Here is an 18,749-nt window from a genome sequence, read left to right on the forward strand (position 1 = left end):
GGAGCTGCAATGCTCGAAGCACGGCGGCTGCACATTCTGCGTGCGGTGTCCGACCACGGCACGGTGACCTCCGCTGCCGCCGCGCTGTATCTCACGCCTTCGGCCGTTTCCCAGCAGCTCGCCGCGCTGGAGCGGGAGACCGGCCACCGGCTCGTCGAGCGCAGCGCCCGCGGTGTGCGCCTCACGCCCGCCGGGGAGATCCTGGTGCGCCACACCAACGCCATCCTCGCCCAGTTGGAGCGAGCCGAGGCCGAACTCGTCGCGCACAACTCGGGCACCGAGGGGAGGGTCACCGTCGCGTCCTTCGCGACCGGCATCGGCCTGGTCGTCGCCCCCGCCCTGGCGCGCCTCGCCCGGACGGCGCCCCGGATCCGGGTCCGCGTGCACGACGCCGAGGGCGACGCGAGTCTGCCGATGGTGATGGACCGGCAGGTCGATGTGGCGGTCGCCGTCGAATACCGGGGCGCGCCGGACGCGGATGACGCCCGGCTGACCCGTGTCCCGCTGTATGTGGAGCCTTTCGACGCCGTCGTCCCCGTCACGCACCGGCTCGCCGACGCCGATAGGGTGCCGCTGGCGGAGTTGGCCGGGGATCCCTGGATCGGCCCCTACCCCGGCAATCCGTGCCATGACGTGGTGATCCTGGCCTGTGAGGCCGCCGGTTTCCGGCCGGGTCTGGAGCACTATTCCGACGATTTCCGCGCGGTGGTGGCGCTCGCCGCGGCGGGTGCGGGCGTGGCTCTGGTGCCTCGGTCGGCACTGCGCGATATGGACCTCAGCCGGGTCGTGGTCCGCCCGATCGACGGGGCCGCGCCGACCCGTAGGGTCTTCGCGGCGGTGCGCTGCGGGTCGGAGGATCACCCACTCATCCGGCTGACGCTGGACGCGCTGGGTCGGGCCGCGCCGGTCGGGTAGGGATCGCGGGTTCAGGCCGGTCCGAGTTCCGCCCTCGCCGCCACGAACGCGTCCACGGCCCGGTTCACGTCCTGTCGGGAATGCGCCGCGGACAGTTGAACACGGATACGGGCCAGCCCGTGCGGCACCACGGGATAAGAGAAGCCGATGACGTAAACGCCGCGTTCCAGCAGCAACTCCGCCATCCGGCCCGCGACGGCCGCGTCGCCGATCATGACGGGGACGATCGGGTGCTCGCCAGGCACGATGTCGAAGCCCGCTTCGGTCATCCGCGAACGGAACAGGACCGTATTCTCGGCGAGCCGCACCCGCAGTTCGGTCGCCGACTCCAGCAGGTCGAGGACTTTCAGCGATGCGGCCGCGATCGCGGGCGCGAGTGTGTTCGAGAACAGGTATGGCCGTGATCGCTGGCGCAGCAGGGCGACTATCTCCGCCCGTGCGGCGACATAGCCGCCGGAAGCGCCGCCGAGCGCCTTGCCGAGCGTGCCCGTGATGATGTCGACGCGATCCATGACGCCGTGCGATTCGGGAGTTCCGCGACCACCGGGGCCGACGAAGCCGACGGCATGGGAGTCGTCGACCATCACCATGGCGTCGTAGCGGTCGGCGAGGTCGCAGATCTCGCGCAGCGGGGCCACGTGGCCATCCATGGAGAAGACGCCGTCGGTGACGATCAGCCTGCGCCGCGCATCCGCCGTCTCCTGCAGGCACCGCTCCAGATCGGCCATGTCGCGGTTCGCGTATCGCGAGCGCCGGGCCTTGGACAGCCGGATCCCGTCGATGATCGACGCGTGGTTGAGCGCGTCGGAGATCACCGCGTCCTCGGTGTCGAGGAGTGTCTCGAAGACGCCGCCGTTGGCATCGAAACAAGAGGAGTAGAGGATGGTGTCCTCTTGGCCGAGGAACGCCGACAGGCGCCGCTCCAACTCCTTGTGCACCTCCTGCGTGCCGCAGATGAAGCGCACCGAGGCCATGCCGTAACCCCAGCGGTCGAGCCCCGCGTGGGCGGCGGCGATCACGGCGGGGTGATCGGCCAGACCCAGATAGTTGTTGGCGCAGAAGTTGAGCACCTCGCCGTCCCGACCGCCCGCGGTGACGCGCACGGTGGCGGCCTGCGGGGTGCTGATGATCCGCTCGGGTTTGTGCAGTCCGGTGGCGCGGATTTCGTCGAGGGTGGCGCGCAGGTCGCCGCGAACCGATTTGAACATGAAAGATCCTTTGTCAGAACAGAATTCGGGGGATTGTCAGGAGGTCCAGTCGAGGATGATCTTGCCCGCGCGGCCACTGGCGGCGTCGGCGAAGGCGGCTTCGAAGTCGCGGTAGCCGTACCGGCCGGTGATCACCGGAGCGGGGTCGAGGCCGCCTTGCAGCAGCGCCGACATGGCGTACCAGGTTTCGAACATCTCGCGGCCGTAGATGCCCTTGATCGTGATCATGGACGTGACGATCCGGGCCCAATCGACCGGGAACTCACTCGATGGCAGGCCGAGCATGGCGATCCGGCCGCCATGGGTCATATTCGCGATCATCTCCCGCGTGGCCTCGGGGCGTCCGGACATCTCCAAGCCGATGTCGAAGCCCTCGCGCAGCCCGAGCATGCGCTGCCCTTCGGCGACCGACACCTCCGTGACGTTCAGCGCCAAGCTCACACCGATCTCGCGGGCGAGGTCGAGACGTTCCGCACTGACATCGGTGATCACGACGTGGCGCGCCCCCGCGTGTCGGGCCACCGCGGCGGCCATCAAACCGATTGGACCCGCCCCGGTGATCAGGACGTCCTCACCGACGAGCGGGAAGGACAGCGCGGTGTGCACGGCGTTGCCCAGCGGATCGAAGATCGCCGCGACATCCAGATCGACGGGGGTGCGATGCACCCACACATTCGACGCGGGCAGCGCCACGTATTCGGCGAACGCCCCGTCGCGGTCCACACCCAGACCGACCGTGGCACAGCACAGGTGGCGCCGACCTGCCAGGCAGTTGCGGCACTTGCCGCAGACGAGATGCCCCTCACCGCTGACCCGGTCGCCCGGCACGATATCCGCGACATCGCTGCCGACCTCGACGACCTCGCCGACGAACTCGTGCCCGAGCACGAGCGGCGTTCGAATCGCCTGTCGCGCCCAGCCGTCCCAGGCGCGGATATGCAGATCCGTGCCACAGATTCCGGTGCGCTGCACCTTGATCATGACCTCCGCGGGGCCGATGACCGGTTCCGGGACCTCCGCCAACCACAGACCGGGCTCGGCCCACTTCTTGACCAGCGACTTCAACGCCATGGCTCCCGTCGTTTCGCGCCGAATGCCGGGCGGCCCCGGCTTGTCAGAAGCCTGGCCGACAGTGGCGCTCCCGGTCCATCGAGAACTGCTTAAGCGCCGCAGCAGCTTTCCTACATACGTACGAAGTGTCTTGACAGAACGGCGATTTCGGCCGGGCTCCGTGGCGCGAATACGACGCCCACTCGAAAGGCAGGCGATAGCTTCCACTGCGATCACGCCGGTGGGATGCTGCTCGGATGATCTTCCGAGAGCACGAACGTGCACAGGTGCGTGCGGCTTTGGTCGACGCCGCCACTGCCGACGACCGCATCACGGCGGTCGCCATGACGGGCTCCGCGGCGCTCGGGCGCGAAGACCGCTGGTCCGATATCGATCTCGCGCTACGGCTCGCCGCCGACGCCGACGAGCCCGCGCTGGTCGCCGACTGGACCGAGCGCATGTACCGTGACCTCGACGCGGTCGACCATCTCGACGTCTACCGGGGCGACATCCGTTTCCGCGTCTTCCTGTGCGCCGACACCCTCCAGGTTGATCTCGCCTTCTGGACCACCGCCCCGGAATTCGGCACCCTCCCGGCCTTCCGCCTCCTCTTCGGAGACGGCGACCCGCACCCGGCCCGCCCCGCACCCGACGCCGGCCAGGTCATCGGGGTCGCTTGGCTGCATGCGTTGCACGCCCGCTCGTCGATCGCTCGCGGTCGAGTCTGGCAAGCGCACCACATGCTCAACGGCCTGCGCGAGCAGGTTCTCGTCCTCGCCTGCCTGCACCACGGGGTGAATCCGGTCCAAGGTCGCGGCCACGACGATCTCCCCGCCGACCTCCTCGGGATTCTCGAGCCCACCCTGATCACGGAACTGAGCCCAACCGGCTTGCGATCCGCCCTCGCGGCCTTGGTGAGTTCGCTGCTGACCGAAATCCACCACATCGAACCCGAACGCGCGCAACGCTTATCCGCTCCCTTGCACGCCCTGACCGCGTGAGCCTTCGGTGGGCGGGGGAGAGCGGTCGATCACCGACGACCGGGAAAGCCGTGCGGCGCAACGTATCCGCGCCGCCATCGAGTCGGTCTCCGAACCCTTCGACGCCACCTCGGCGGATTGGCTGTCGGCGCAACGAAATAGGGCAGGCTCGACGGTGTGCTCTCCGCACCGATGCGCGACCGGCTACGACGAACGGCGTAGCCGGTCGCACCTCGGCTACGTGCATTCACGTAGCCGATGACTCCCGGCGCCGGAAGCGGACCGGCACCGGCGAGCGCGACGATCAGCAGCATGAAACGAGTCTGCACCGGCCTGGCGGCTCCTCCGGATACCGATTCCGTCGCAGGACAGAGCATTACCGGGCTGCTGCGCCCTTTTGTCCGGAGTTTCGCCGCCGTTGTCGTTCTCCAGATCATCGGCGCTGTCGCGGGTCTGACGCCCCTGCTGGCCGTCGTCGAACTAGGGCGAATCTTGTTCTCGCCCGGACCGATTGACCACGGTCGTGCCTGGATCGTCGTGGCGGCGGGTGCGATGGGCCTCTTCATCCGGCTGTTGTTCACGGCGGCGTCGTCCGGAATCGGACATCTGCTCGATGGCCAAGTGCAACTGTCGTTTCGCAGGCAACTCGCGCAACGGTTGGGGCGGGCGCCGATCGGCTGGTTCTCCCGCCGCCGGACCGGCGAGTTGGCGAAAGTGGTCGGAGAGGACGTGAGCGCCATCCACCCGTTCATCGCCCACACTCCCGTTCAGCTCGTGTCCGCCTTCATTGTGCCGCTGGTGTCGCTGGTCTATCTGTGCACCGTCGACTGGCGGCTCACGCTGATCACGGCGATACCGGTGCTTTCGGCCGTGGCCCTCGTTCCGCTGATGATGACCCCGGCTCGGCAGCGCGAGCAGGCGGAATTCGACGCGGCCATGGGGCGGATCTCGAGTTCGGTCGTGGAATTCGTGCAGGGCATCGCGGTGGTCAAGGCGTTCGGCGGATCCGGGCGCGCACACCGCGAATTCCGCATGGCCGCAGATGATTTCGTCACCATCTTCTACCGGTGGGTGCGCGGCGTCTCCCCGATCGCCGCGGGAATGCAGTTGGCGCTGTCGCCGCCGTTCGTGCTGCTGGTGGTCTTCACCGGCGGCGCTACGTTGATAACGACCGGCGACATGGCCCCGGCGAACCTGCTGCCGTTCCTGCTGCTCGGACTCGGGCTGACCGCCCCGGTGGCTGCGCTGGGCCACGGCTTCGACGAAATGCGGGCCGCCGCGCGTGCGGTCGGTCGGATTCGGGAAGTGCTTGCGGTGCAGCCACTTCCGGAGCCCGTGCGGCCGGCCGCACCGCAAGGGCATCGGGTGGAACTGCGCGGCGTCCGATTCGGCTACGACGCCGATCGCGAAGTGCTGCGCGGGATCGACCTGACCCTCGAATCGGGGACGGTCACCGCCGTTGTCGGGCCGTCGGGAAGCGGGAAATCCACGCTGGCGCAGCTATTGCCGAGGTTCTTCGACCCGACCTGCGGTTCGGTCACCCTGGGTGGTGTCGACCTGCGCGAGCTCGACAGCCGGGAGCTGCACCGGATGGTCTCCTTCGTCTTCCAGGACGTGCGCTTGCTGCGCGCCTCGGTCGCGGACAATATCGCGCTCGCGGTTGCGCAGGCCGGACTCGACGAGGTGATGCGCGCCGCCCGCCAGGCGAACATCCACGATCGAATACTCGAGCTGCCGCGCGGATACGACACCGTGATCGGTGCCGGGGTGAACCTGTCGGGCGGTGAGGCACAACGGATTTCGATCGCACGCGCGCTGCTCGCCGATACGCCGGTGCTGGTGCTGGATGAGGCGAGCGCCTTCGCCGACCCGCACACCGAACTGGCCGTGCGCCGCGCCCTCGAGGCGCTCGCGGGTGATCGGACGATCCTGATCATCGCTCATCGTCTCGAAACGATCGCCAACGCCGACCATGTCGTGATGCTGGAGAACGGGTCGATCGTCGAACGCGGCAGGCCCACCGAATTGCTCGCGCGCAGCGGAAAGTTCGCCGGGTTCTGGCAATCACGCAGGTCGGCTGTCGCCGCCGAGATCGGAACACATGTCGGCGTATCGCAGGGAGATGAGATCCGATGATTCGAATGCTGTTGCGGGTGCTGGGACGCGAGTTCGCCGGGCCGTTGCGTCGCACACTGGCTCTGATGACCGCGACTGCGGTCGTCGAGGGTCTGTCCTACGCACTGCTGATTCCGATGCTGCGCGCACTGCTCGGGAACAGCCCGCGCGACGCTCGGCCGTGGCTGATCGCATTCGGAGCCGCGGTCGCGCTCTACGCCGGGCTGCGCTACGCCAGTGATCTCCGCGGTTTCCGGGTCGGTTCCGCGTTGTTGCGTGGCATGTATCACCGGCTCGGCGATCATTTGGCCCGCCTGCCGCTCGGCTGGTACAGCTCGGATCGCGTCGGGGAGGTGTCCGTTCTCGCCGGTCCCGGCATACTGCAGGCGATGAGCGTGATCGCGCACCTGCTGGCGCCATTCATCGGCGCCTGCGTGACGCCGCTGACGATCGTCGGTGTGATGTTCGCGGTCAACTGGCAGCTGGGACTGGCCGCGCTCGCTGCCGCACCGATCGTCGCCGCGATCCAGGTGTGGACGGGACGCGCGATGGCCGCCGTCGATGCGGAGCGCGCCGAACGCGACGAGCAGGCCACCGGGCGAGTCATCGAATACCTCCAAGCCCAGCCGGTGCTGCGCGCAGGCGGCCGGACCGCCGAACGCTTCGGATTGCTCGACGACTCGCTGGAGGAAATTCAGCGCACCGCCCGCCGCACCGTACGATCGGCGCTGCCCGGCACCCTGGGGTTGGTCGGCACGGTACAGGTGATGTTCACGGTGCTCCTGGTCCTCGGCGCCTATCTCGCGCTTGATGGAAGTGTCGGTGCGGCAGAGGTTTTGGCGGCTCTGGTGCTGGCCGCCCGCTGTGCGGATCCACTACTGTCACTGTCCGATATCGGCGGCAAGATCCGCGGCGCACGCTCGGTACTGGCCGAACTCGACACGGTGTTGCGCACCGAGCCGCTCGCGCGGTCGCGCGAGCCGATCCAGCCGGTCGGCCATGGCCTGCGGTTCGAATCGGTGACCTTTCGGCGCGGCGGTCGCACGGTGATCGATAACGTGTCGTTGCGCGTGGCGGCGGGGCAGCGGATCGCCATCGTCGGACCGTCGGGTGCGGGTAAGACCACACTGCTGCAGTTGCTCGCCCGGTTCCACGACGTGGACACGGGCTCGGTCGGTGTGGATGGTGTGGACGTGCGTTCCCTCGAGCCCGAGGTGTTGATGGCGCGCATCGCCATCGTCTTCCAGGACGTCTATCTGTTCGACGGCACGATAGTGGAGAACGTCCGGCTCGGCCGCCCCGACGCCGATGATGCCGAGGTGCGGGCGGCCGCGACCGCCGCCGGGCTGGACGAGGTGATCGAACGACTGCCCGGTGGTTGGGCGGCGGAGGTCGGCGAAGGCGGCAAGCTATTGTCCGGCGGTGAGCGTCAACGCGTTTCGATCGCACGAGCGCTGCTGAAGGACGCGCCGATCGTGCTGCTGGACGAGGTGAGCTCCGCACTGGACCCGGTCAACGAGGCCGCGGTCCACGCCGGCATCGAACGCCTGATGGCGGGCCGGACGGTGGTGATGGTCGCGCATCGGCTGCACACCGTCCAACACGCCGACCGCATCGTCTTCCTCGATGGCGGCCGGATCGTGGAAGAAGGCAGTCACGACGAATTGCTGCGTCGCGGCGGTCGCTACGCCGAATTCTGGACGCCCTGGACCGAGAGGGCACTCACCGGACAGGGATGAAGCCGTGGAAAGGGGCCGCTGACAACGCCGTTCGATGCCCCTTCCTCAGTTCTGATTCGGCGAAAAATAATCGTTCGAGGGTGGAGTTTTCGCGTTCGATGTCAGGTATTCCGCTGCGGTGAGATACCCGGCGAGTCGGTTGGCCTCGGCGTCCAGTTCGCGATAACTCCAGGTGCTATCCGGCGCGTGGACGGCCACCGCAGCGGGATGGATATCCACCTGAGCCTCGAACATCATGGCGAGCGTGACGCACTGTGCGACAGACGTTGTCATGGTCAATCCGTCTTTCCGATTCCGGAGTCGTCGAACCGGATACCACGTTGCGCGACCTCGAACTGGAAGGTCGTAGACCTCGTACGGGACTGCGCCTCTATTTATAGGTTGTCCGGCTGAAGGATGACTGACACGTTCCCGACAATGCGTTGACGCGCATCGTGCGGGGGCTGAACCGCCGCCGTTTTCGTGCGCCGCTAGTGAATAGGTTTGACGGCCTTGACAATCGCCGCGTGCATGCCCGCCGCGACGGTGTGAGTCGGGGTGATCTCGATAGCATCGAAGCCGGCTGCCTCGAGGTGGTTTCGGTATTCGGTGAACGACAGCGCGCCCGCGATACAGCCGACATAGTCGCCGCGCTCGGCCCGATCGGCGGGGGTGAGGTCATCCTCGGCGACGACATCGGAGATTCCGACGCGCCCGCCTGCCACGAGTACACGGGCCATCTCGGCGAAGACCGCCGGTTTATCGACCGACAGGTTGATCACGCAGTTGGAGATCACCACGTCGATGCTGTTGGCGGGCAACGGGATCGACTCGATGGTTCCCTTGCGGAACTCGACGTTGGCGGCACCCGCCTTGGCGGCGTTGGCGCGGGCGATGGACAGCATCTCCTCGGTCATGTCGACACCGAATACCTTGCCGGTCGCGCCGACGCGGCGTGCGGACAGCAGCACGTCGATCCCGCCGCCGGACCCGAGGTCCAGCACACGGTCGCCAGCGCGCAGGTCGGCGACCGCGGTCGGGTTGCCGCAACCCAGTGACGCGGCCACGGCCTCGAGGGGGAGTCGATCGCGGTCCGCTGCCGCGTAGAGACCGGGCCCGAAACTCTCGTCGATGTCGATCGCGCCGGTCGCGCAGCGGTCGCTGCCGCCGCAGCAGTCCTCGGCGGTCCCGCCTGCGGCGACCGCAGTCGCGGCGGCCGCGTATCGGGTGCGCACCGTTTCCCGCAGTTCCACGGCCTGCTGTGACTCTGACATGGGAATCCTCTCCGTTGGCCCGGCCGAAATCGAGCTGTATCGATGACTGTCTATGCAAGACTGGACCCTTGCATAGATGTCTGTCAATATTGACCTGTGTCGAAACAAGCGCTTCCGGTACTCGCCGCCGCGGACGGCTGCCGCACCACGTTGACCGCGCCGCTGGACGCCGACACCGCCGCTACCTTGGCGATCGGGTTCAAGGCGCTCGCGGATCCGGTCCGGCTGCGACTGCTGTCGCTGATCGCCTCGGCGGGCGGGGAGGAGGTGTGTGTCTGCGAGTTGACCCCGGCGTTCGAGCTGTCGCAGCCGACCATCTCCCACCACCTCAAGGTGCTGCGCGAGTCCGGCCTGCTCACCTCGCAGCGGCGCGGCACCTGGGTCTACTACCGGGTGGTTCCGCAGATGCTGCAACAGCTTTCGCGAGTCCTCGCCCTCGACTCCTGATCGGCGGCGACCGCCGCATGATCATGGCGGTGAGCGCCGTGGTTCGGGCTGGGGTACGTTTTCCGAGGGTGTGCAAGGTGTTGTGGTGAACGAGGACGCGGGCTCGGTCGGTATCTCGTACTCCGCAACGATAGCCACACCTTGGTGATTTGTCCGAAATAGGTTGTCGGTCAACAGTTTCGGATGTCTTGCTGCTGCGCTTGCCACGAGATCCGCATTGGGCTGGTCGGGTTGTGGGGCGTCGGATCAGTCGCTATTGTGTTCGCCGCCGACGTACTGCCGGGGGATCGGAACATAGGGGGTGAATCGCGCCCTGTATGGAACCAATCCGGTTGTTGCTGCGTCGAAGTTGGTAGCGGGGGGACGTGACAGGAGGCGGAAGTGGTACGAATGTCGGAGCGGGCGCATGAATTGCATGTCGCCGACTACGCTCAGCCTCCGCACGAGGTGCTGCCGGAGCCCGGCGAGTCCGCTTTCGCTTGGGCGCGTGCGCATCCCGGTGAGTGGCAGTACCTGGTCGACCCCCGCTCGGACAGGTCGAAGCGGACCAACGCCAACATCATGGGCGGCAGGCGCGCCGACGACAACGGTGGATTCGACGAGGTGTGGCTGAATCCGGAATTCGTGCCGACGGCCGAGTGGGTCGGCAAGACCCTCTCCAATGGGTTCGAGACGGTGATGTGGATGGCCGAGGTGGGATTCGCCAGTGTCGGCCAGTTCATCGATGCGTTCGCTCAGAATGAGTTCATCGTTGTCATGCCCGCGGACGACCCCAACGGTCAGCGCGGCTTGCCGGTCCTCCGTCGAGGGGACCAGGACCCGGAAGGTTTCGTGGAGGTCTACTCCTCGTCGGCGGTGCTTCCGCGCAATACGAATCCCTGGCTGCGACATCCTATTTCGGGACGGTCGTTGATCAACTACCTGGAGGGGAACCCGCGGAGGTGGGTAACTCTCAATCCCTATTCCAAAGGTGGGGTTTACATGGCGCTGATGGGTTGCGATGTCGCCCGCTGGTGGCGGGAATGGACCGAGGTTCATCCCGACCTGGTCGCCCCGTGGCTGAGGGGAACGTGACAGCGAGTGCGCGAACTCGTTTGCCGTGAGCAGCGGATCCGCTGTTGGAAGCCGGCTTCCGATGAGGAGTGCGGACGACGTGCAGTCGTCGAGGACGTTGCCGCACGAGGCTGCGTCGAAGTTGATAGCGAGTGCGATAGGAGGCGGCGATGAGTCGATTGGAGGATATGGCGCATGAATTGCATGTCGCTGACTATGCGAAGCCCAAGGATCAGGTGCTGCCGAAGCCGGACGACGGCGATTTCGCCTGGGCTCGTGCGCATCCCGGTGAGTGGCAGTACCTGGTAGATCCTCGCTCGGACAGGTCGAAGCGGACCAACGCCAACATCATGGGCGGCAGGCGCGCCGACCAGAACGGTGGATTCGACGAGGTGTGGCTGAATCCGGAGTTCTTGCCGACCTCGGAGTGGGTCGGTAAGACCCTCTCCAATGGTTTCGAGACGGTGCTGTGGTTGGCCGAGATGGGATTCGCCAGTGTCGGCCAGTTCATCGATGCGTTCGCCCACAACGAGTTCATCATCGTCATGCCCGCCGACGACCCCAACGGTCAGCGCGGCTGGCCGGTCCACTATCAAGGCGACCAGGACCAAGAGGGCTTCCTGGAGGTCTACTCCTCCTCGGCGGTGCTTCGGAAGAATACGAATCCCTGGCTGCGACATCCTATTTCGGGACGGTCGTTGATCAGCTACCTTGAGGCGAACCCGCAAAGGTGGGTAACTGTCAACCCCTATTCCAAAGGTGGGATGTACCTGGCGCTGAACGGCGGCGAGGTCGCCCGCTGGTGGCGGGAATGGACCGACGTTCATCCCGACCTGGTCGCCCCCTGGCTGCGGGGAACGTGACGTCGAGTGCGCGATCTCGTATGCCATGAGCAGCGGAACTGCTACCAGGGGGATGGCTTCTGATGGGTAGTGCGGATGATGTGCAGGGGTCGAGGCCGATGCTGCGCGATCAAGTGGACACGCTCCTGGAGACTTTCGAGCAGCAGCGCCGGGATTTGGATGCGGCGCGAGTGAAACTGTCCGCCGCGCGGGTGAAGGCGACTTCCTCGGACAATTTGGTCGAGGTGGTCTGCGGTGCCAATGGGGTCCCCATCGAGGTGAACCTGGTGTCGGAGGCGTTCAAACGCAGCACGCCCGAGAAGCTGGGCAGGTCGATCATCGAGGCCACGCAGGCGGCTGCCGCCGCGGCGGGGCAACTGACCAAGGAACTGTTCGCGCCCATTGTCACCGCTGCCGATGACATTCCCGATCTGCCGGATCTGATACCGGGGGCTCCCAGCATCAGGGGCCTGTTCGATGCGCCGAGCGAACCGGAACCCACTGCTACCCAGAAGAATTGGTCGCCGGTGGAGGAAGACGAATACTACCGCGAGCGTTCGTACCTGAAGGAGCGATGATGGCGGGCTTCCGCCTCGACCCCGCCGCATTGCGGGCAACGACACCGCGATTCGCGGACACCTCGCAGCGGGTGACCAGCGCCCTGGCGGATCTCCAACGGGTGCTCGACACCGAAGGCGAATGCTGGGGCCATGACAAGCCGGGGGCGGCGTTCGCCAAGGGTTACGTTGATCATGCCAAGCAAACCAGTGCCGGGACAGCGAATCTCGCGCAGATCCTGGCGGGACTCGGCGCGCAGATGACCACCATCGCGGACAGTACGCAGGCACAGGATAGGTCGGCCGCCGAAGCAATCGGCAAGCTGACCGCCTGAGATGGGTGTCGAAATCCCCGGCCCCCTGCAATGGGTGGCGAAATATGTAGTCGGCGCGGGTGATTGGCCGGAGGGCGACGAGACCGCGATGCGCCGCATCGCGCATGCGTGGGAAGCGTTGCATACGGCGCTCGACGGCATCGACCACGACGCCGAGAAGACCATGCTCGATGCGCTGATCGCGCTGGACACCGGCGAAACCCACGATGCGATGAGCCAATATTGGAGCAAGGTCGGCGGCAAAAGCGGTCTGCTGCCGGTGCTGATCGCCGACACCAAGCACCGGGCCGAGGACATGAAATCCGGCGCCACGGATATCGAACACACCAAATTCGTGATCATCGGGGCGCTGACCATCTTCGCGATCCAACTGGTGCAGGCGCTGGCATTGGCGGCCACCGGGGTCGGGAGTTTGGCTGCGGCCGCCGAAGAGGCCGTTGCCCAGGTGGCCACTCGGGTCGCGATTCGCATGGCGATCAAGCAGTTACTGCAGAAGTTGCTGTCGCGGGCCGCAGCGCGCGTGGCGGCGAAGGCGGCACTGCAAGGCGCCTTGCAGGGGACGGCCGCCGATCTCGGCGCGAGTCTGCTGCAGATCGCGCAACACAATAAAAGTGGGCTGAGCGGAGAGGATTGGGCGAACCTCGGTCGGGAAGCAGTCTCGGGAGCGGTCGCCGGGGTCGTCGGTGCCGGTCTCGGATCCGGTGGAGCCGCAAGCCCTTTGGCCGGTGCGATCGAATCGAAGGCGGGCAGGATCGTCTCGACCGCCGCCGTCGATGGGGCCGCGGGTGCGGTCGGCGCCGTCGCGGGGACAGCGGCGACAGTGCCGCTGGGTGGGAAGTTCGAAGTCGACCCGACGACGCTGCTGACCTCCTCGGTCGCCGGTGCCGCGGGCACCGGCGCCGCACATGAGGTGGGCGCGAAGGTCCACGAGGTGCGCAACTCCGGATCCGAGGTTGTCGCACCGCATTCCGCGGCCGAGTCGAGGCCAACCGGCGCCGACGCCACCGCGCATCGGGATCCCAATGCCGGTGCGGCGCAATCGTCGCCACTCGCGAACGACAATGCCGCACCGGCATCCGCCGGTGACCGTCCGCATTCGGTGAGCGCCGATATGCCGTCCGCTCATGGTTCCGACACCGGCGGAGCAGTCGGGCCACATGGTGCGGAGCTCGGGGGCGGTGATCAGCTACGCGCCACGAGTCCCGATCCGACGCCGATGCACGGTTCGGATACGGGGGAGACGCCGAAGACGCACGAAACCGGGGTGACCGGCGGTGATCGTCCGAGTTCGGCTTCGGTCCCCGGTCATGATCCCGATGGTGCCGCGCAACCGAGGTCACACGACGCCGGGCCGGCGGTCGCGGGCAGTGATCATCCACGAATCGCCTCCGAAACACCGATCGTTCAAGGTCTCGATGGCGGTCCCAACGTGGGGGCGCACAGTACGGCGGCAGCGGCTGCCGATGGCGGCCATCCGCACGCGGCCGATTCCAATGTGGCGGTTCCCGACACGGGCAGCGGAAGGCCGGGACCGCCCGACTCCGGGGCTGCCATGGCACCGCAGGCGGATGGTTCTGCCGCACACCATGATTCGGGACCTACCAGCCTGTCGCCCACTCCCGGTTCGCATGAGTTCGGCGGGCCGGCTCATGGCTGGAGCCTCAATCTGCCCGGCCTGGAAGCAGAACCACTCGTGTCGGCCGACCATACCGGTTCGGCATCGCACGAAGGCGGCACACCTTCCGATCACGTCACCACGGCCGGTATCGCCGACGCGCCGGATGTTTCGACCGGGACTCGGGTTCAGATGGGGCCTGAAGGTCTGGATGCCGGTCGTCGATCCGATGCATCCGCTGCTGAAGCACCGCAGCGACCGGGAACGGAGGCCACTGCGGGGCATCCGGATCTCGCGCAGCGTCCCGAATCCGGTCAGGCCGCTCAATCGTCAGGGCTGGACCACAGCAGAGCAGGCACCGCCGCACCGCGCTCGGAGGGCAGGTCGACGGAAACGGCTGTGCCACGCCAGGATCGCTCGAACTCGCCGTCGGAGGCGTCGAAGCCGCATGAGCAACGCTCCACCTCGCGCGAACCCGAATCCAGAGCCTCCCATCGAAATTCGCCGCTGCGATCCGAACCGACGTCAACCCATTCGGAAGGAGCGAGGTCGAAGTGGGGCTCGCTGAACCTACCCGATATAGACCCACCTACCGGGACATCGGCGCATCGACCGTCGACGCAAGCGCACCGCGACACCGAGCCCGAACCGCATACTCCCGCGCATCTCGACACCGCGCCGGAGAAGCCGGTAGACCCGTCGGCCAACAGGGAGCCCAGTTCTTCCGAACAAACCGGTACATCGCGGGACGCCGATCCGGGCCAAGACACTCACCGTCCGGATCAGCCATCGGTCCCACATGAATGGGAACCGGTCGACGAACGAGGCCGTGCAGGTGCCACCGAACAGCCCGAAAGTCGCAACCGCCCACTAGATGATGGTCCAGACGCACCGGTGCTTCCGCATCGGCAACCGGTCGATCCGTGGGATACCCGCCTGCACGACGATCGCGTTCTCGTACATGCCGAAGAACATGGCATGTTGCCCGAGGACGTGGTGCGTGACATCGATTCGGGGACACTCGAACTACGTCCGCGCCATCTCCACGAGCCGGCCGCTCAACCGGACTACATCGAGTCCCCGGAGAGGATCACCCGCGAATATCTTCAGGAGGTCGCCGAGAACAAGGTCCTTGAACCGCTGGTGCGGCACCTCTACGCCAATGTCGAACCAGACAAATTCCCCGCCGGGTGTCCGGACAGTGAACTGCCGCAACACCTCACCCGTTCGATGCCCCATGATGCGCTGAACGACGCAGCGGCACAGGTCGATCCGACACAGATGTACGTCAATACCAGGGGCAGCGACGAACGACCGGTCTGGCGTGATCGCAGCGCAGGTGGCGAATTTCTGGAGGAGCGGAATGCGCTGTTCCGCATGGACTCTGGTGGACCCGAGGTTTTCGGCACGGGGTTCAAAGCGCGCGATCTCACGAATCTGAATATCGCATCGCATGTCGGCAGCGGCCGGGCGGACGGATTCGTGTCGCTGGCGAAGAGTCCGGAACGGACCATCCTCCGCGAGCTCAGCCAAATGGGCTTGGGTGGCGCGGAGGCCCTGCCCGACGGTACTTTCCGGCAGATCCGCTACATGCACGAGTTGTACCACCCGTACGGCATCGATGTGGACGCGACTTTCATTGATGTGTCACGCGGTGACCCCATGGCCGCGTACAGCATGAAGGAAGCCGAAATCCTCGCTCCGGGTGGTATTTCCGGTGATCAGATATATCGGCTCTGGCCGAGGGAGGTCATTTTCGATGCGAAGGGCAACCCGCTGTCGGTAAGGGTCGGCGATCCCATTTACAATCCGAACTTCGCCCACCTCGACAATCCTCATTTCGCAGCGACCCGCGACATTCCTGAGCACTTGCGTGGCTCGTCCGACCCGCCCCCGGCCCCGTCGTGGCCGAGCCATGAGCAACATGCGGCGCTACTACGGGAATTTCGGGCGCCGGGACCGGATGACGACTATGTGCCGCCGAGTTCGCGGGAATCGTTCGAATACCCGAGCGCTTCGCATGATCCGCGTATGTACCGTGCGCCGGAATCCGAACCACCGCGCCCGCCGGATCGGTGGCACTCCGAGCCGCGGGACCATGTCCGCACCTTCGACCGTGGCCCTGAGGGCGCCACCAATCATCCGCAATCGACTGTGCCCCACCAGACTTCGCTCGGACCTTCCGATACGCGATACACACCGCCGCAGGCGGCCCCACCGCTGTGGGCGCATCAGGATCCCAACCCTCGCACCAGCATGCTGCCCGACTGGTGGCCGCATCCCGATCGGCCTGCCGTCCCGCATGCGCCCGAGATGCCGACTGCCGATCCGCCGTCGATGCGAGCTCCGGAATCCCTTCCGCCGCCACCACATTCGCCGCCGCCACGGACGGCGGACGCACCGCCTCCCGCGCCGCCGGAATCGTCGCCACGGGATCGGGCGCCACACACCGCCGATGGCCCTGCGCGAGATCAACGTGGCACCGAGCATCGTGCACCGCCGCTATCCGAGCGCGGGCAAGCCATCGGTCCGCGCCAAGAGCCGCAACACTTCTCGCGTGATCGAGCACCGGGGGCGGAGCACGATCCCCACCCCGCGCGGGACTTCGGGCCGCAACCGCGACACCATGCCGATACCCCTGAGCGCCCGCGGCCGGTCGACCAGGAGACGGAGAACGCACTCCAGTCCCGCAAGGCCAGGGAGAGCTATCGACAGCGGATGCCGGAGGACAATCGCGTCATCGACGTTCCCGGAAGCCGGGCAGGCCACGCACCCGGCTACGAGGTGCGGCGCTACACCATAGGACCCGAGCAGCAGGTGGCCGTCGCCCAGGTACGGGTCCATCTCGTGGCAAGCCCGCACCTGTCACCGCAGGAAATGCGGCAACTCATCGAAAATGCCCACCTGGCAACCGATCGCACCTTCAACTCCGGCCATCGCCTGCTCAGCGGCGACTGGTTGATGGTCGATATCGCATTCACGGCCGACCCCTCCTCCGCGCACCTGCTCGCCACGGTCGATCACCTGCCGAACCCGCATTCGTGGCATCCCGGTGACCGGCCCGAAGTCCTGATCGACCGGATACGCGACCAGCTCGGTCTGCCGGACACCTCCGCGCACGATAAATTGGATCCGGCCGATCTTCGACAGTTGAGCAATGACATCGCGCGGGCCAATACGCCTGCCAAGTTCCGCGACATCCACCAAGACCGGGTATTCGCCGAACATCTGTTGCAGCCGTTGGAGAATCCGGAGTTCCAGGCGGCGGTCGAGGATGCGTTGCGGGATGGTAATCGGTTCATGGTGGGTGCGGACCCGCGCACGAATCCCTACGGTCAGTTGATCAATGATGGTGGGCAACATTTCTTTGGACGAGGCAACAATTGCTTGGACCTGTCTCTCGCAGCGCTGTCGTCGTTTCACGGCGACCCTCGAGTAGGAGTGCCGCGCTGGCTTGACCTGCTGTCCACTGGGAAAATCGACATGAATGGTGAGCTGGGCGGTGCCGATCGCGCGGCGCGCATTCTCCGTGGCGACTGGTTGAGCTTCAACAGTCATGGCCGATCGATTCCTGAGCAGTTCAACGCCCTCCACGACTACATCAAGCAGATGGGGCCGGGATCCTCCGCACTCGTGGGGAACTTCTGGCACGCCCGTGACCGGCAGACTGGTGAGTTTCTCTATGACCACAATGGCTGGCCGGTAATCGACGGTGGTCATGCGACCACGCTGGTCTACCCCTATGGTGCGGATGGCCCTGTCTGGTGGGATCCCCAGTCGAATCAGACTTCCGCTCGGCCGCCGGCATATCTGATCGATGACTCGGCGCATCTACAGTTCATTGCCAACGACGCAAATGGAGGAACGTACGGTGTCAGAAACGATTCGCACCAGGGAGCAGGCCCAAAGTTATCTGGCCCGGATCTTCCCCTCAGTGGCAGAGTTCCAGATCGTCCAGAGCGAGTACGGCTGGGTATGCCGGAAAGTGTTGACGCCGGAGGAGATCGCGGCCGGAGCGGGGATGGGCCAAGGGAACTACGTGATCAACGCCCAGACCGGCATAGTGAGCACGTGGGGGAGCTTGCCTCCGCACACGGTGGCGAAGCTGTACGACGAGGCGATTCGGACCGGACAACCGGTCCAGCAAAACCAGATCTATCCACCGAAGTGGCGCATGAGTATTCAGCGGACCCGCGAAGACGACCAGGAGATCCAGTATTCGATCGAAGCGATCTCGCAAACCGACCCACCGGAACCGGGCCTCGGCAGCTACTTGATGACCATCGAGAAGCAAACCCTGTACTTCAGCCCGCCCGGCCCGACGTCGGCCCACGCGGCGGCCTGGGCCGACCTGCAGAACCGGTTGAACGGAACCTGGCCGGACCAAGGGACATTCGAGTTCTAGACTCAATGCCGCGCAGTTAAGTCTTGGCCGGTGTCGTCAAGCCTTGGTTGAGGACTTCGATGTGGATCGTGATGCGGTAGCTGTTGCGGTCGATGCCGACTTTGGCGCGGTGCTTGGAGATGGCGCGTTTGACGACGCGGGGGCAGGCGCGGGCCCGGCGGGCAGGTAGGGGCACGGCCAGGACAGCCCGGCCGATCTGTCCGGCGAGGTCGACGACGGTCCCGGCGATGATGCC

At 66.2% G+C, this 18,749-nt stretch carries 15 protein-coding genes and 1 pseudogene; 11 read left to right on the plus strand and 5 right to left on the minus strand.

Features of this window, described 5'->3' with window-relative positions:
* Positions 1-9 precede the first annotated feature (9 nt).
* Positions 10-915: a LysR family transcriptional regulator gene (locus D5S18_RS25145; protein WP_120043566.1), complete on the plus strand. Its 906-nt coding sequence runs from the start codon at positions 10-12 to the stop codon at positions 913-915.
* 11 nt (positions 916-926) lie between these two features.
* Here D5S18_RS25145 and D5S18_RS25150 read toward each other — a convergent pair whose 3' ends face one another.
* Together D5S18_RS25150 and tdh are read right to left on the minus strand one after the other, a co-directional pair.
* Positions 927-2,123: a glycine C-acetyltransferase gene (locus D5S18_RS25150; protein ID WP_120043567.1), complete on the minus strand. Its 1,197-nt coding sequence runs from the start codon at positions 2,121-2,123 to the stop codon at positions 927-929.
* Between the two features lie 36 nt (positions 2,124-2,159).
* Positions 2,160-3,194: an L-threonine 3-dehydrogenase gene (gene tdh, locus D5S18_RS25155; protein WP_203236903.1), complete on the minus strand. Its 1,035-nt coding sequence runs from the start codon at positions 3,192-3,194 to the stop codon at positions 2,160-2,162.
* Between the two features lie 236 nt (positions 3,195-3,430).
* Between tdh and D5S18_RS25160 the strand changes: the two genes are divergently transcribed.
* The 3 genes from D5S18_RS25160 (at position 3,431) to D5S18_RS25170 (ending at position 8,007) form a co-directional block, all read left to right on the plus strand.
* Positions 3,431-4,174, plus strand: coding sequence for a nucleotidyltransferase domain-containing protein (locus D5S18_RS25160; protein ID WP_120043568.1), 744 nt, complete (start codon positions 3,431-3,433; stop codon positions 4,172-4,174).
* 291 nt (positions 4,175-4,465) lie between these two features.
* Positions 4,466-6,289 carry an ABC transporter ATP-binding protein gene (locus tag D5S18_RS25165; RefSeq protein ID WP_120043583.1) on the plus strand — a complete coding sequence of 608 codons (1,824 nt, stop codon included), beginning with the start codon at positions 4,466-4,468 and terminating at the stop codon, positions 6,287-6,289.
* Positions 6,286-8,007 (plus strand): ABC transporter ATP-binding protein, encoded by a 1,722-nt coding sequence (locus D5S18_RS25170; RefSeq protein WP_120043569.1) that lies wholly within the window; start codon positions 6,286-6,288, stop codon positions 8,005-8,007. Before D5S18_RS25165 ends, D5S18_RS25170 begins: the two co-directional genes overlap by 4 nt.
* 45 nt (positions 8,008-8,052) lie before the next feature.
* Here D5S18_RS25170 and D5S18_RS25175 read toward each other — a convergent pair whose 3' ends face one another.
* Both D5S18_RS25175 and arsM read right to left on the minus strand, forming a co-directional pair.
* Positions 8,053-8,280, minus strand: a complete 228-nt coding sequence (locus D5S18_RS25175; RefSeq protein WP_120043570.1) for an AMP-binding protein — start codon at positions 8,278-8,280, stop codon at positions 8,053-8,055.
* 197 nt (positions 8,281-8,477) lie between these two features.
* The gene (gene arsM / locus D5S18_RS25180) at positions 8,478-9,260 is read right to left on the minus strand and encodes an arsenite methyltransferase (RefSeq protein ID WP_120043571.1); all 783 of its coding nucleotides are present in this window, start codon (positions 9,258-9,260) and stop codon (positions 8,478-8,480) included.
* 96 nt (positions 9,261-9,356) lie between these two features.
* On the opposite strand from arsM, the gene D5S18_RS25185 reads away from it, so the two are divergent.
* From D5S18_RS25185 to D5S18_RS36735, 7 genes and pseudogenes are all read left to right on the plus strand, one after another.
* Positions 9,357-9,707, plus strand: a complete 351-nt coding sequence (locus tag D5S18_RS25185) for an ArsR/SmtB family transcription factor (RefSeq protein WP_120043572.1) — start codon at positions 9,357-9,359, stop codon at positions 9,705-9,707.
* Between the two features lie 390 nt (positions 9,708-10,097).
* On the plus strand, positions 10,098-10,781 hold the full coding sequence (locus tag D5S18_RS25190) for a hypothetical protein (RefSeq protein WP_147404154.1): 684 nt from the start codon (positions 10,098-10,100) through the stop codon (positions 10,779-10,781).
* 149 nt (positions 10,782-10,930) lie between these two features.
* On the plus strand, positions 10,931-11,623 hold the full coding sequence (locus D5S18_RS25195; protein ID WP_120043574.1) for a hypothetical protein: 693 nt from the start codon (positions 10,931-10,933) through the stop codon (positions 11,621-11,623).
* Positions 11,624-11,685: 62 nt separating this feature from the next.
* The gene (locus D5S18_RS25200) at positions 11,686-12,180 is read left to right on the plus strand and encodes a YbaB/EbfC family nucleoid-associated protein (protein ID WP_120043575.1); all 495 of its coding nucleotides are present in this window, start codon (positions 11,686-11,688) and stop codon (positions 12,178-12,180) included.
* Positions 12,180-12,494, plus strand: coding sequence for a WXG100 family type VII secretion target (locus D5S18_RS25205; protein ID WP_120043576.1), 315 nt, complete (start codon positions 12,180-12,182; stop codon positions 12,492-12,494). Before D5S18_RS25200 ends, D5S18_RS25205 begins: the two co-directional genes overlap by 1 nt.
* A 1-nt stretch (position 12,495) precedes the next feature.
* Positions 12,496-17,877, plus strand: a pseudogene (locus tag D5S18_RS25210) (WXG100-like domain-containing protein); the annotation flags it as partial.
* A gap of 88 nt (positions 17,878-17,965) precedes the next feature.
* Entirely contained in the window at positions 17,966-18,514 is a 549-nt protein-coding gene (locus tag D5S18_RS36735) for an SUKH-4 family immunity protein (protein WP_500797145.1), read from the plus strand.
* A 16-nt stretch (positions 18,515-18,530) separates the two neighbouring features.
* Here D5S18_RS36735 and D5S18_RS35010 read toward each other — a convergent pair.
* Positions 18,531-18,749 (minus strand): hypothetical protein (locus tag D5S18_RS35010; protein WP_203236904.1); only part of this gene is annotated, 219 nt, incomplete at its 5' end.

Origin of the sequence: Nocardia panacis (genome assembly GCF_003598715.1) — a bacterium.
GTDB classification, from domain to species: domain Bacteria; phylum Actinomycetota; class Actinomycetes; order Mycobacteriales; family Mycobacteriaceae; genus Nocardia; species Nocardia panacis.